General features: G+C 66.1%; 14 protein-coding genes. 6 read left to right on the top strand and 8 right to left on the bottom strand.

What is annotated here, in order from left to right:
• Window position 1: 1 nt before the first annotated feature.
• Genes thiD through folP form a run of 3 tightly spaced genes read right to left on the bottom strand, consistent with a single transcriptional unit; the run spans window position 2 to window position 2981 of the window.
• Window positions 2-790, bottom strand: coding sequence for a bifunctional hydroxymethylpyrimidine kinase/phosphomethylpyrimidine kinase (gene thiD, locus LI953_RS13490; protein ID WP_227076615.1), 789 nt, complete (start codon window positions 788-790; stop codon window positions 2-4).
• Window positions 787-2145, bottom strand: a complete 1359-nt coding sequence (glmM, locus tag LI953_RS13485; RefSeq protein WP_227076614.1) for a phosphoglucosamine mutase — start codon at window positions 2143-2145, stop codon at window positions 787-789. Before glmM ends, thiD begins: the two co-directional genes overlap by 4 nt.
• A complete protein-coding gene (folP, locus tag LI953_RS13480) occupies window positions 2142-2981 on the bottom strand; it encodes a dihydropteroate synthase (protein WP_227076613.1) in 840 nt (279 codons plus the stop codon). Before folP ends, glmM begins: the two co-directional genes overlap by 4 nt.
• A gap of 85 nt (window positions 2982-3066) precedes the next feature.
• Between folP and LI953_RS13475 the strand changes: the two genes are divergently transcribed.
• From LI953_RS13475 to LI953_RS13455, 5 genes are all read left to right on the top strand, one after another.
• Window positions 3067-3723, top strand: a complete 657-nt coding sequence (locus LI953_RS13475; protein ID WP_227076612.1) for a glutathione S-transferase — start codon at window positions 3067-3069, stop codon at window positions 3721-3723.
• The gene (locus LI953_RS13470; protein WP_227076611.1) at window positions 3720-4139 is read left to right on the top strand and encodes a copper chaperone PCu(A)C; all 420 of its coding nucleotides are present in this window, start codon (window positions 3720-3722) and stop codon (window positions 4137-4139) included. Before LI953_RS13475 ends, LI953_RS13470 begins: the two co-directional genes overlap by 4 nt.
• A 110-nt stretch (window positions 4140-4249) precedes the next feature.
• A complete protein-coding gene (locus tag LI953_RS13465) occupies window positions 4250-5866 on the top strand; it encodes a hypothetical protein (RefSeq protein ID WP_227076610.1) in 1617 nt (538 codons plus the stop codon).
• Window positions 5863-7131, top strand: a complete 1269-nt coding sequence (locus LI953_RS13460) for a glycosyltransferase family 4 protein (protein ID WP_227076609.1) — start codon at window positions 5863-5865, stop codon at window positions 7129-7131. Before LI953_RS13465 ends, LI953_RS13460 begins: the two co-directional genes overlap by 4 nt.
• Window positions 7128-8429: a hypothetical protein gene (locus LI953_RS13455; RefSeq protein WP_227076608.1), complete on the top strand. Its 1302-nt coding sequence runs from the start codon at window positions 7128-7130 to the stop codon at window positions 8427-8429. Before LI953_RS13460 ends, LI953_RS13455 begins: the two co-directional genes overlap by 4 nt.
• A 19-nt stretch (window positions 8430-8448) precedes the next feature.
• Here LI953_RS13455 and LI953_RS13450 read toward each other — a convergent pair whose 3' ends face one another.
• Genes LI953_RS13450 through LI953_RS13440 form a run of 3 tightly spaced genes read right to left on the bottom strand, consistent with a single transcriptional unit; the run spans window position 8449 to window position 10986 of the window.
• Window positions 8449-9123, bottom strand: a complete 675-nt coding sequence (locus LI953_RS13450; RefSeq protein WP_227076607.1) for a TVP38/TMEM64 family protein — start codon at window positions 9121-9123, stop codon at window positions 8449-8451.
• Window positions 9120-9914, bottom strand: a complete 795-nt coding sequence (locus tag LI953_RS13445) for a glycosyltransferase family 2 protein (protein WP_370635806.1) — start codon at window positions 9912-9914, stop codon at window positions 9120-9122. The genes LI953_RS13450 and LI953_RS13445 overlap by 4 nt, the downstream gene beginning before the upstream one ends.
• On the bottom strand, window positions 9898-10986 hold the full coding sequence (locus LI953_RS13440) for a nucleotide-binding domain containing protein (RefSeq protein ID WP_227076606.1): 1089 nt from the start codon (window positions 10984-10986) through the stop codon (window positions 9898-9900). Before LI953_RS13440 ends, LI953_RS13445 begins: the two co-directional genes overlap by 17 nt.
• Before the next feature lie 168 nt (window positions 10987-11154).
• Between LI953_RS13440 and dksA the strand changes: the two genes are divergently transcribed.
• A complete protein-coding gene (gene dksA / locus LI953_RS13435) occupies window positions 11155-11571 on the top strand; it encodes an RNA polymerase-binding protein DksA (RefSeq protein WP_227076605.1) in 417 nt (138 codons plus the stop codon).
• A gap of 63 nt (window positions 11572-11634) precedes the next feature.
• Here dksA and rpoH read toward each other — a convergent pair whose 3' ends face one another.
• Both rpoH and LI953_RS13425 read right to left on the bottom strand, forming a co-directional pair.
• A complete protein-coding gene (gene rpoH, locus LI953_RS13430) occupies window positions 11635-12531 on the bottom strand; it encodes an RNA polymerase sigma factor RpoH (RefSeq protein ID WP_227076604.1) in 897 nt (298 codons plus the stop codon).
• A 232-nt stretch (window positions 12532-12763) separates the two neighbouring features.
• Window positions 12764-13464, bottom strand: a 701-nt coding sequence (locus LI953_RS13425; protein ID WP_227076603.1) for an RluA family pseudouridine synthase, incomplete at its 5' end; no start/stop codon positions are given.

Raw genomic sequence — 13464 nt, 5'->3', positions numbered from 1 at the left:
CTCAGGCCGCTGGCTCGGCGCGGACGAGGTGGTTGAGCGGGCCGTGACCGGCGCCGAAGCCCGGCGCGGTGCGGATGGCCTCTTGCAGGTAATTCCGGGCGCGGCGGATGGCGGCGCCGAGCGGCAGGTTTTGCGCGAGGCCGGTGGCGATGGCGCTGGCATAGGTGCAGCCGGTGCCGTGCGTGCTGGTGCTGTGCAGGCGGGGCAGGGTGATGCGCTCCACGCCTTCTGGGGTGACGAGGTAGTCGGTCAGCATCTCCTCGCGGCCATGGCCGCCCTTCACCAGCGCGGCCTTGGCGCCCATGGCCAGCAGCTTCTGCCCGGCGGCGATGCGCTCGGCCTCGTTGCTCACGGTCAGGCCGGTGAGCTTGGCGGCCTCGGGCAGGTTGGGCGTGACCAGCGCGGCGCGGGGCAGCAGGCTGGTGATCAGCGCGGCGATGGCCTCCTCGGGCAGCAGCACGGCGCCGGAGGTGGCGACCATCACCGGGTCGAGCACCACGGGGATGGTGTCCGGCAGGCTGGCGGCGACGGCGCGGATGATCGGCTCATTGGCCAGCATGCCGAGCTTGATCGCGTCAGCGCCAATATCGGCGAGCACGGTCTCGATGGAGAGGCTGACGAAATCGGCGGGGAGCGGATGCACGCCCCGCACCCCCAGCGTGTTTTGCGCGGTGACGGCGGTGATGGCGGTGCAGGCATAGGCGCCGAGGGCGGAGATGGTCTTGATATCCGCCTCGATGCCCGCGCCGCCTCCGGAATCGGAGCCGGCGATGGTGAGGACGCGCTTCATGCCGCGGCGGCGGCGATGGTTTCGCACAGCCCGCCGACGATATCGTGAATCAGGGCGGAATCCTCGCCCTCGGCCATCACGCGGATCAGCGGCTCGGTGCCCGAGGGGCGGATCAGCACCCGGCCCGCGCCGTTGAGGCGTTGCTCGGCCGCGGCGATGGCCGCCTGGATGTGCGGCAGGGCGAGCGGCGAGGCGCCGGCATAGCGGACATTGCGCAAAAGCTGCGGCAGCGGGGCGAAGACGCGGCAGGCCTCGGAGGCGCGCTTGCCGCCGCGCACCAGCACGGCCAGCACTTGCAGCGCCGCCACCAGCCCGTCGCCCGTGGTGGCGAAATCGGAGAGGATGACGTGGCCGGATTGCTCGCCGCCGAGATTGATGCCCTTCTCGCGCATGGTCTCAGCGACATAGCGGTCGCCCACCTTGGTGCGGGTGAGGGTGAGGCCGAGGCTGCCCAGGAAGCGCTCCAGCCCGAGATTGGACATGACCGTGGCGACGATGCCGCCGCCGCGCAGCGTGCCGTTGGCGTGCATGTCGCGTGCGATCAGGCCGAGGATCTGGTCGCCATCGATGATCTCGCCCTGCTCGTCGGCCAGGATCACGCGGTCGGCGTCGCCGTCCAGCGCGATGCCGATATCCGCGCCATGCTCCAGCACCGCCTCGCAGAGTTTCTGCGGCGCGGTGGAGCCAGCCTCGCGGTTGATGTTGAAGCCATCAGGGCTGACGCCGAGCGGGATCACCTCGGCCCCCAGTTCGAACAGCGCGGCGGGGGCGACCTTGTAGGCGGCGCCATGCGCGCAATCGAGCACGATGCGCAGGCCATCGAGCCGCAGCCCGCGCTCCAGCGAGGCTTTCGCCGCCTCGATATAGCGCCCGGCGGCGTCCACGAGGCGCGCGGCGCGGCCGAGCTTGGCGGGTGGGGCGAGGCGGTCCGTGAGGTCTTGCGCCATCAGCGCCTCGATCTCCCGCTCGGTCTCGTCGGAGAGCTTGTTGCCGTCAGGCCCGAACAGCTTGATGCCGTTATCCTCATACGGGTTGTGCGAGGCGGAGATGACGACGCCGAGATCGAGCCGCAGCGAGCGGGTGAGCATGGCGATGGCCGGGGTCGGCAGCGGGCCGGCGAGGGTGACGTTCATGCCCGCCGAGATGAAGCCGGCGGTGAGGGCAGGCTCCAGCATGTAGCCGGACAGCCGCGTATCCTTGCCGATGATGACGCGATGGCGGTGTTTGCCGCGGGTGAACAGCAGCCCGGCGGCCTGGCCGAGCTTGAGCGCGATCTCAGGCGTCATCGGCGCGGTGTTGGCGGTGCCGCGAATGCCATCGGTGCCGAACAGCCGGCGTTTTGCCTTCTCAGTCATGCTCTCTCGCTCATCAAAGCCTGCCAGACGCGCAAGGCCCGCACGGTGCCCGCCACGTCATGCACGCGCAGTATATGCGCGCCGCGCTGCACCGCAAACAGCCCGGCGGCCAGGGATTCGGGATCGCGCCGGGCGGCCTCGGCCTCGCCGGAGAGGGCGCCGAGGAAGCGCTTGCGCGAGAGCGCGACGAGCACCGGATGGCCGGTGGCGGCGAGGCGCGGGGTGGCTTGCAGCAGGGCGGTGTTTTGCGCGCCGATCTTGGCGAAGCCGAGGCCGGGGTCGAGGCAGATATCCGCCGCCCGTACCCCCGCCGCCACGGCGGCGTCGCGCGCGGCGAGCAGCTCGGACAGCACCTCGGCGGTGATGTCGCCATATACGGCGTGCTCGTTCATCGTCTCCGGCGTGCCGCGCATATGCATCAGGATCACCGGGCAGCCGCGCCGGGCCGCGAGGGGCAGGGCGGCGGGGTCGTGGGTGAGGGCGGAGACGTCGTTGATGATGCGGGCCCCGGCATCGAGCGCGGCGTGCATGGTGGCGGCGTTGCGCGTGTCCACCGAGATCACCGCGCCCGCGGCGGCAAGGGCGGCGATGACCGGGACCACACGGGCGGTTTCCTGCGCCGGGGTGACCGGGGCGGCGCCGGGGCGGGTGCTCTCCCCGCCGATATCCAGGATGTCGGCGCCGTCGGCCAGCATCTCCCGCCCGGCGGCGATCGCGGATTCGGGCGTGAAATGCCGCCCGCCATCGGAGAAGGAATCGGGGGTGACGTTGAGGATGCCCATGACCAGGGGGCGGGTGAGCGCCAGCCCGGCCCAAGCGAAGGGAGCGAAGACCATGCCGGCCGCCTAGCACGGCGCGCATGTTTTTGCACATTGCCCGGCGCATGGTAGGGCTGAGGCCGGCAATGCATTGGGGGAGACCATGACCGCCAAACTTTATCTCGGCACCGCGCGGTATTCCTCGTGGTCGATGCGCGGCTGGCTGGTGGTGCATCTGGCGGGCTTGCGGGCCGAAGAGATTTTTGTGCCGCTGGTGGGTGGCAATTCGCCCGAGGTGAAGAAGGTCTCGCCCAGCGGTACGGTGCCGTATCTGGAGCATGAGGGGGCGCGCATCTGGGAAAGCCTCGCGATCGCGGAATATTGCGCCGAGATCAATCCGTCGCTCTGGCCGGAGGACCGTATCGAGCGCGCGCATGCCCGCGCCATCGCCGCCGAGATGCACGCCGGATACCGTGCGCTGCGCCTGGCGATGCCGATGAATCTGGGACGCACCTATCCGGGGCTGGGGCAGAACCCGGAGAGCCTTGCCGATGTGGCGCGGATCGATGCGCTCTGGGGTGAGACGCGCGCGCGCTTTGGCGGCTCCGGGCCGTATCTGTTCGGTGAGACCTTCAACGCCGCCGATGCGATGTTCGCGCCGGTGGTGGCGCGGTTCATCACCTACGCGCCGCCGCTGAGCCCCGCCGCGCGCGCCTATTGCGATGCCGTGCGGGCACATCCGCTCATTGCCAAATGGTATGAATTGGCGGCAAAGGAGCCCGTAACTTGGCAACTCGAGAAATACGAAAACCTCGCATGATGCTTCGCTCATTGCTTTTGGCGCTGCCGCTGCTGGCCAGCCCGGCCCTCGCCCTGGCCGAGGTTAACGTGACGCTGGATCACGGCGCCGTCTGGCAGACAGACAAGCTGGGGGGGCAGACCGAGGCGTTCCTGGAAATCCACAACAAGGGCAGTGCGCCCGATGTGCTCACGGCGGCTGATTGCAGCATCGCCGCCAGCACCGTGCTGGTGGGGGGCGATGGCAAGGTGCTGGACAGCCTGACCATCCTGCCCGGGCAGACGCTCACGCTCTCCGCTTCGGGACCGCATCTGCTCCTGCAAGACCTGCATTACACGGTTGATCGCGGCAGCATCCTGCCCTGCGCCTTCAGCTTCCAGCAGGCGGGGGATTTGCTCGGTTATCTCAATGCCGCGCCGCGTCCGGCGAAGCCCTGATGCGCCGCTTGTGCGGCGCGGGGCTTGCCGGTAATGCCTTGAGATGAAGCGGCGGTAAGGTTTAAGCGGAGGGCTGACAGAGCATGGCACCGGCGGCGCAGCAAGAAGATTTGGCCAACCCCGTACATGCTCCGGAGCCCCCGGATTTCGATGAACAGATTTATCTGCGCCTGAACCCCGATGTGCTGCTGGCGGTGGCCGCAGGCAAATTCGGCTCGGGGCTGGAGCATTATGAGCGTTTTGGCCGGGCCGAGGGACGGCCAATCACCGACCTTGGCACCCTGCCGCGCGGCCGGGTGGTGCCGACCGCGAAGTCCCGCGACACGGCGGAACTGGCGGAGGCGCCTGTTGGCGTGTTGGATGCTATCCGCATATCTCCAGCGGGCGGCATCTATGTCGTGGGCTGGGTCAATGATTCGCTCGACCGGTTGGACAGCGTTGATCTGCATTTTCAGGGCTGGTCGGTATGCCTCGACGCCGCCGCGATGGCGCGCGTGCGGCGGCCCGATGCGGAGCCCGCAAGCGGGAACGGGACACCGCATGCCTATGGGTTTTGGGGCTTTCTCTATGCGGCGCAGCGGCTGACGGCTGGCGCCTGCAATGTTGTTTTGCGGCTGAAATCGGGCGCCGAACTCACGCTTTCGCCCCATGCGGAGATGGCCGAGGACCAGGATTTGCGCAACATCGCGCTCGGCCAGCTGGCGCAGGCGCCGTATCTGGGCAACGCTTATTTCGCTGCCGCCGCCGCGGTGGATGGCGAGCTCGGCGACCAGCTCCTCGATTTCAACCGGATGCTGACGCGCCGGGCGGTGAACGCGCCTTATGTCGAACGTTTCGGTCCGCGCCGGGAAAATTATAAGGCGTCGATCATCGTCTGCCTGTATGGCAAGCCGGAATATCTGTTTTTACAACAGGCGATGTTCTCGCGCCATCCGGCGATGCGTGATTACGAGTTCATCTATGTCTCCAACAGCCCGGAGATGGCGGAGACGCTGCTGCGCGAGGCGCGGCGCTGCGCGCTGATCTATGGGCTGAGCGTGACGCTGGTGTTGTTCAGCGGCAATGCCGGGTTTGGCGCGGCCAACAACGTGGCGGCGCAATATGCGGCAAGCTCGCGGCTGATCATCATGAATCCTGACGTGTTTCCCTATGATCAGGACTGGGCGGTGAAGCACGAGGCGGTGCTGGAGGGGATGCCTGAGGCGCAAACGCGGCTCTTCGGCGTGCCGCTCTATTACGATGATGGCTCGCTGATGCATGCGGGCATGTATTTTGAAGCGGATGCGATGCCCAGCCTCACGCCGGGGCGCCGGCCAGAGACGAGCATTTTGCGCGTGGAACATTACGGCAAGGGGGCGCCGCCAGAAACGGCGCGGTTTCTGCGCCCGCGCCCGGTGCCGGCGGTGACCGGCGCGTTCATCTCGGTGGCGCGTGATTGGTTTGAGCAGTTGGATGGCTTTACCGAGGATTATATCTTCGGCCATTACGAGGATGCTGATTTGTGCCTGAAGAGCCTGGAGGCGGGCTGCGCGGCTTGGTTGCATGATGTGCGGCTTTGGCATCTGGAGGGCAAGGGGTCCATTCGCACGCCGGTGCATGAGGGCGGTTCGGCCGTGAACCGCTGGCTGTTTACCAAAACCTGGGGCGAACTGGTATGCGCGGAATTGCTCGGACCGGTGCCGGAACATCCCGCCTTGCGCGCGGCGGCTGAGGAGGCGCTGGCATGAAGGTGTTGATCGTCAGCCTGTATCACCCCGAGCTGGTGCGCGGCGGGGCGCAGCAGGTGGCCTATGAGTTGTTTGAGGGGCTGCAGCAGCGGGCTGATGTGGAGCCGTATCTGCTGGCCTCGGCTGACCATAACAGCCCAGCTCTATTCAAGAGCGGGGCGCGCATCACCGGTTTTGACGGGCGGCCCAACGAGTTTCTCTTCCTGACGCAGGAATATGATTATGCCTGGGAGAAGGGCGCGAATGTGCTGCTGGTTGAGGCGTTCAAGGAGTTTCTTGAACTGATCCGCCCCGATGTGGTGCATTTCCACCACTTCCTCACCTTCGGCATTGATCTGCTCACGCTGACGCGCCGGGTGCTGCCGGAGGTGAAGATCGTGTTCACGGCGCATGAGTTTCTTGCGATCTGCCCGGCTAACGGGCATATGGTACGCCGCACGGATGCCTCGCTATGCACGCGCGCCTCCGCCGTACGCTGCCACCAATGCTTACCTGAGCGGCTGCCCGAGCATTATTTCATGCGCGATATGTGGATGCGCCGGCATCTGGAGGCGGTGGATGTGTTCACCACGCCAAGCCGCTTCATGATTTCTCATTATACTAATTGGGGGCTGGATGAATCGAAATTTGTTCATGTTACCAACGGAATGCGCGCACGGGGTGTGACGCTGCCGGCGGCTTCGAAGACCGGGGCGCGCAAGCGCTTTGGCTTCTTTGGCCAGATGGTGGACGCCAAGGGGCTGCATGTGTTGCTGGAGGCGGTGGCGCTGTTGCGCGCGGGCGGGTTTACGGATTTCACCGTCGAGATCAATGGCGACAACATCCATTTCGCCACGCCCAAGCGGCGGGCGGAGATTGAGGCGTTTTTGGCTGCCGAGGCGGAATTTCCGCTGGCGGAGCGCAATGTTTTGTTCAACGGCTCGTATCATCCTGAACAGCTGCGCGCGCGCATGGCGCGGGTGGATTGGGTGGTGGTGCCCTCGGTCTGGTGGGAGATTTTCTGCCTGGTGATCTCGGAGGCGTGGAGCTTCGGGCGGCCGGTGATCGCCTCCAACGCGGGCGGCCCGGCCGAGCGCGTGCGCGATGGCGTGGACGGCATGCTGTTTGAACTGGGCGATGCCCGCGCCCTGGCGGACGCCATGTATCGCGCCTGCACCGAGGACGGGCTGTGGGACAGCCTCGCCGCCGGCATCACCCCGCCCGCGCGGCAGGAGGAGATGGTGGAGGGGTTTGTGGGGGTGTATTCTGCCCGGAAGGCGGCGTGAGCGGGCGTGTGAAAAAGACGGCAGTCATTACCGATGCGACGTCGGCTGAGTTCTTTTTTCCGTTGTGGTATCGTTATTATGGCGGCCAGTTTGGGAGCGCTAATCTTCACGTCGTTACCTATGAGGGGTTGAAGCCTTTATTCACCGGCTTCGAATTAGGGAATGTCTGGGAGATTAACGCCAAATATGACGATATGCTGCGCGCGGGGGTAATATCCGATCTGGTGGGAATTCTGCTGCGCAGTTACGACGTGGTGTTACGTTGCGATGTTGATGAATTTCTTGTGCCTGACCGCACGCACGGGCCTCAACTCAAGGATTTTGTTGAGCATAACGAACAGCCTTATGTGACCGCGTGTGGCATTGATGTTGTTGAGTTGGCCGATGATTCACCGCTGGACTTGAGCAAACCCGTGTTCGGAGGGCAGCGCTGTTATGGCATACGCAACGCGGCGCTCGACAAAACAGCGCTGATCACGATGCCGGTGCGTTGGGCCGCAGGGTTCCACGGTGCCAGCGTGCCTCCGCGATTTGGCGGGTTGTATAATCTGCATTTGAAATTTGCTGACTTGAAAAGCCGGATTGCGTGGCATGAGCAGATGCTTTCCGGAATCGAGCCCGGCACAAAGGCTTATGAATATTTTGCGGTAGGGGCGGACCATCTCATCGCGGTGCAGAAATTTTTTGCTGCTTTGCCGAGGAACGGGCAGGAAAGCCAGGATGAGTTTGACGCGCGCTACATGGCCTCGGTGAGCCGGAATGATCGCAACGGGATTTTCCAGGGTGAGTTTATCAGGCAAGATTTTTTGATACCGCTCGATGCCTTTGCGCATGCGCAAGGGGTGGGTAATGGGGGGCGGGCAGAGTTTCTCCCGGTATCTACCGAGGAACGTTTGCTGATTTTTGAACATCTCGCGCGCGCGCAGCCGTTGCGGGAGCCCCCAAGGCGGATTTTGGCATTTGGTCCGGATGCGCCTTGCGATGCGCTCTCAGTATCGCCGCCCGGTTTTCAGCGGATTGATCTGGAGAAACTGGCCGAAGACATTGTGCCGGGCCTGTTTGCGGGTGCGGAAATGGTCGTGGCGTTAGGGAAATATGCAGTGCGGGAGTTGCGATATTGCGCTCCGGGGACGTCGGTGATCGTGGTGCTGCCGCCGAATGAAGGTGACGTTGGGCCGTATTTGTCGTCTCTTGACTTGCGCTTCCGACGATTAGAGGGGAATTCTACTGAGCATGGCTGGGTGGTACGGCCAGACCAGGTGACGGAGGCTGTCGCGGACCTCGTTCCGTCTTTGTGAAATGGCGGTGTGAATTCGTCTAAGCCGTGGGGCGAGCGCGGCGGAAGATGAGGATGCCGAGCGCGGCCGAGGCGGTGAACATGGCGAGGCCGAGGATCAGCAGATGGGCGTGGCTGGGGGCGCTGCCTTTGCCGAACAGGGCGAACACCACCGTCTGCGGGATGAAGCCGATGGCGGAGCCGGCCAGGAAGGGCAGCAGCCGCACCGATGTAAGGCCGGCCAGCAGGTTGAGCAGCAGATTGTTGCCGATGGGCATCAGCCGCAGGGTGAGTGTGGTGATGAAGGGGTGGGCGGAGAGCGTGCGGTCGATGCGCTCAAGCCGGGCACCGAAGCGGCGGCGGACGAAGGATTGGCCGATGGCGCGGGCCCAGATGAAGTCCAGGCTGCAGGCCAGCACCTGGGCGATGAGGGCGATGGCCGAGCCGTAAACCGGGCCGAAGGCGTAGCCCGCGGCGAAGGCGGGGATCTGCCGGGGCAGGCCGATGGCGGTTAGCAAGGTGGCGAGCAGCAGGAACAGGGATTGTCCGCGCAGGCCGCCCTGGGCGAGGGTGGTGGTGAGCTCTGTCTGCGCCGCGCCATCGCCGACCAGGGGCAGGGCCGCGGCCACCAGGATCAGCCCGGCCGCCATCAGCGCGGGTTTGAGCGCCTTGGCGGCGACCGTGGTGGTGGCGGCGCGGGACAGGTTCTGGCTCATTCGACGCGCTCGACCTGAGGCACTTTCCAGCGCCGTTGCAGCCAGGCGACGCCGAACAGATCGACAATGCCGACCTTGAGGCGCTGCCAGTTATTGTAGTGCGAGGCGCCATGGGCGCGCGCATGGTGGCGCACCGGCACCGAGACCACATGCCCGCCCGCGCGGATGAACAGCGCCGGGAGGAAGCGGTGGATATGGTCGAAATGCGGGAGTTCCAGGAAAGCCTGGCGGCGGAACAACTTCAGCCCGCAGCCCGTGTCGGGCGTGGCATCCTGCAACAGGGCGGCGCGCACGCGGTTGGCGAGCTTGGAGCCCCAGCGCTTGGAATTGCTGTCCTGCCGGTTGACGCGATGCCCGGCGATGAGCACCGGTAGCGGGCCTTTGGCCTCGGCCTCGCGCGCCGCGGCGAGCATGGCGGGGATGTCGGCGGGGTCGTTCTGGCCGTCGCCGTCCAGCGTGGCGATATAGGTGCCGCGCGCCGCCTTCACCCCGGTGATGACGGCGGCGCTCTGGCCGCAGCTGCGCTTGTGGCGGACGCGGATGAGCGCGGGGGTGGCGCGGGCGAGCTCGGCCAGGATTTGCGGTGTGGCGTCGGCGCTGCCGTCATCGACATAGATGATCTCATGCGCGACGCCATCGAGCGCGGCGCTGATCGCGGTGATCAGCGGTTTGAGGTTCGGCGCCTCGTTATGCACGGGCACGACGACGGAGAGCAACGGGATGCTGGGATCGGTGTCGGCCTGGGTCTGGAAACGTGTCTCGATGTTCATGTTGTTATTTAGCCGCTTCATTGAGGCGTATCTGTGGCCCGAATCCGTCCGGGAAAAGATGCTGTCCACCGAATCCTCCCGGTTTCAGCAAAAATTTGTAGTCGCCGGCGGCGAGCCAGCACAAGCCTTGCCAGACGCCGCAAGCGGTGAGGGCGCCGATGCCGAGGCGGCGCAGGATGAGAGCGGCAGTGTCGTTGCCGGCGAGCACGAAGCGGCGCAGCCCCTGGGCGGCGAGGCCGGCGGCGATCTCGCCCAGCGCCTCGGCGGCGAGCGGGCCGGGCGTGCCGCGCTGGCCGGGGGCGGCGGAGGTGGAGAGAATGAAATGCTGCGGCTGCGCGGCGGCCCAGTCGAGCGCGGCTTCGATGGCCGGGGCGGTGGGGTCGATCTGGCGCAGGGGCATTTCGCCGCGCGCGGCGCCGAGCTGGAACAGGGTTTGCCGGTCCAGCGCGCCGGAGAGGATGGCGGTGTGGCCATCCGGCGGTTCCGCCGCGTAGCTGGGGGCGGGCAGGCCCGCCGCCCAGGCCGGGCCGCCGGCGCAGAGCTGGCCCGCCATAACCGGGGCGAGGGCGGCGCATTGGGCTTCGTCCACCGCGTCGAGCAGCGCCATCACGGCGCCATGCTCGCGCGCGGCGCTGATGCGCCGGAGCAGATCGGGGCCGCCTTTGGCGACCGTCTCGTAGGTGACGACGACGGCGCGGCCCGAAAGATGCGGCGCGAGCGCGCGGCGCAGATCGGCGAGCAGCAGGCCGTCCTGAAACACATGCCCCTGATAGGCGAAGCGGCGGAAGCCGGGCTCCGCCGCGCAGGCGAGCATGAAGCCGGTGCCCGCACCCGCCGCCACCTCGTCCAGCGTCTGTGCCAAAGGCTCCGCTTCGGGGAAGGCTGCTTGGTTGCCGAAGCTGAAGAACACGCGCCCGGCGGGGGCGAGAGCGGCGCGCGCCTCGGTCGGGGTGAGGATGAGGCCGGCGGGGGCGATGATGTCGGCCGCTTCGCCGGGGCCAAGGGCGATGCGCGTGCCGGGGCCGCGTGCCTCGGCCAGGGCCACCGCGTCGCGCAGGGTGAAGCCGATCCCGCGCAGGCTCATGCTGGCCATTGTGTCATCGTTTGGACATGAAACATGGCAGCTTCATGCCATGTTCACGCGCGTGCGGCCAGAGCGCCAGAAGGCGGTCTTGGCGAGGAGGGGCGGCATCGCTATAAGCCCGCACAATCTCAAAAGCCGCTCGTGTTGACGGTTGAAGCTACTTAAGGAACGGACGGGATGTTGATTTCTTTGCCCCCCGATTACCGCCCCTCGGATGACGAGGAGTTCATGAATCCGATGCAGACGGAGTATTTCCGGCAAAAGCTGCTGCGCTGGCGCGCGGATTTGGTGAAAGAGGCGAATGGCACGCTGGCCTCTCTGGGCGAGGGGGGTATTCTGGAGCCCGATATCACCGACCGCGCCTCGGTGGAGACCGACCGCGCCCTGGAGCTGCGCACCCGCGACCGCGCGCGCAAGCTGATCGGCAAGATCGACCAAGCGCTGCTGCGGATCGAGAACGGGACTTACGGGTTTTGTGAGGAGACCGGCGAGCCGATCGGCCTGAAGCGGCTGGAGGCGCGGCCCATCGCCACGCTGTCGATCGAGGCGCAGGAGCGCCACGAGAAGATGGAAAAAGTGCACCGCGACGATTGAGGCGGGCATAAAAAACGGGGCGCCCTGGGGCGCCCCGTCCCGCCAGACCGGATGGGCGGGAAATTACATCAGCCGCGCATGCGCCGCGGCTTGGCGCTGCTCAGCGACCTGAGCCTTCATTGATTTCTGCAGCTTCTCGAAGCCGCGCACCTCGATCTGGCGCACCCGCTCGCGCGAGATGCCGTAATGCTGCGAGAGTTCTTCGAGCGTTGCGGGATTATCCTTCAGCCGCCGCTCGCTGATGATATGGCGCTCGCGCGGGGTGAGGGTCTCCAGCGCCGTGGCCAGCAGGGCCTTGCGGCCGGAGAGTTCCTCGCGCTCGCCCATCGCGGTTTCCTGGCTGTCGGAATCATCGACCAGCCAATCCTGCCATTCGCCCTCGCCGTCCATCTTGATCGGCGCGTTCAGGCTGCTATCGGCGGCGGACAGGCGGCGGTTCATGTTCACCACGTCTTCCGCCGGAACATCCAGCAGATGCGCGATGCGCTCCACCTGCTCGGGCTGCAAATCGCCGTCGTCGATCGCCTGCATCTGGCCCTTGAGCCGGCGCAGGTTGAAGAACAGCTTCTTCTGCGCCGCGGTGGTGCCCATTTTCACCAGCGACCAGGAGTGCAGGATGTATTCCTGGATCGCGGCGCGGATCCACCACATCGCGTAGGTGGAGAGGCGGAAGCCGCGATCCGGGTCGAAGCGCTTGACGGCCTGCATCATGCCGACATTGCCCTCGGAGATCAGCTCCGAGACCGGCAGGCCGTAGCCGCGATAGCCCATGGCGATCTTCGCCACCAGGCGCAGATGCGACTGCACGAGCTTATGCGCCGCCTGCTGATCGCCATTGTCGCGCCAGGAACGGGCCAAGCGTTCCTCTTCCTCATGCGCCAGCATCGGGTATTTGCGGATTTCCTGCATATACTTCGTCAGGCTGGCATCGGGGGCCAAGGTTGTGATGGTTGAGGCCATTAAACTGATTTCCCCAAAATTTTCCGGCCCCACACCGGCCGGCAAGCGGAACGGCGCGGGGCAAGCTTGTGGCCACCGCCAGGGCCCGGAAACCCTAACACCACCGGCCAGAACTACCCCTTAAAAGGCGGTAAGACGCTGGCCATGCGGTGCGGCCCCTCGGGTGGATTCGAGAGTCAGCTTAGGAGCGGGGGAGGGGGCGGTCAACAAAAAGGACCGCGCAAGTCCCGTTTCAGGCGCATGCGAGCAATGCGTCTTCGAGGGCCAGAAAATCCTCTGGCGGGGGAACGGAAAAGCGCAACATCTCGCCCGTGATCGGGTGGGTGAAGCCGAGAACCGCCGCATGCAGCGCTTGGCGCGGGAAGTCGAGCGCCAGGGTGCGGGCTGGTTCAGGAAGGTATTTGGCGGCGGCGGGGCGGCGTTTCAAGTATACCGGGTCGCCGATCAGCGGATGGCCGATATGGGCGAGGTGGACGCGGATCTGATGCGTGCGCCCGGTGGCGAGGCGGCAGGAGAGTAGCGCGGCCGCCGGGCCGAAGGCGCGAAGCACGCGGTAATGGGTGAGGGCGTGCTTGCCGTTGCGGTTAACCACGGCCATGCGCTTGCGGTCGCGCGGGTCGCGGCCGATATCGCCCTGGATGTCGCCGCTGGCGGGAGCCGGCACGCCCCAGCAGAGTGCATTGTATTCGCGCTCCAGATCGCGCGACGCGAAAGCGGCGGAGAGCCGGGCATGGGCCAGCTCGGTCTTGGCCACGACCATGACGCCGGAGGTGTCTTTGTCCAGCCGGTGGACGATGCCGGGGCGCTTCTCGCCGCCAATGCCGGTGAGGCTGTCGCCGCAATGGGCGATGAGAGCGTTGACGAGGGTGCCGTCCGGGTTGCCGGGGGCGGGGTGCACGACCATGCCGGCCGGCTTGTTGAGCACCAGCAGCT

This window comes from Acidocella sp. KAb 2-4, assembly GCF_020567705.1.
Classification (GTDB): Bacteria; Pseudomonadota; Alphaproteobacteria; order Acetobacterales; family Acetobacteraceae; genus Acidocella.
The sequence above is the reverse complement of the archived record's forward strand: the minus strand, read 5'-3'. Positions and strand labels throughout refer to the sequence as shown.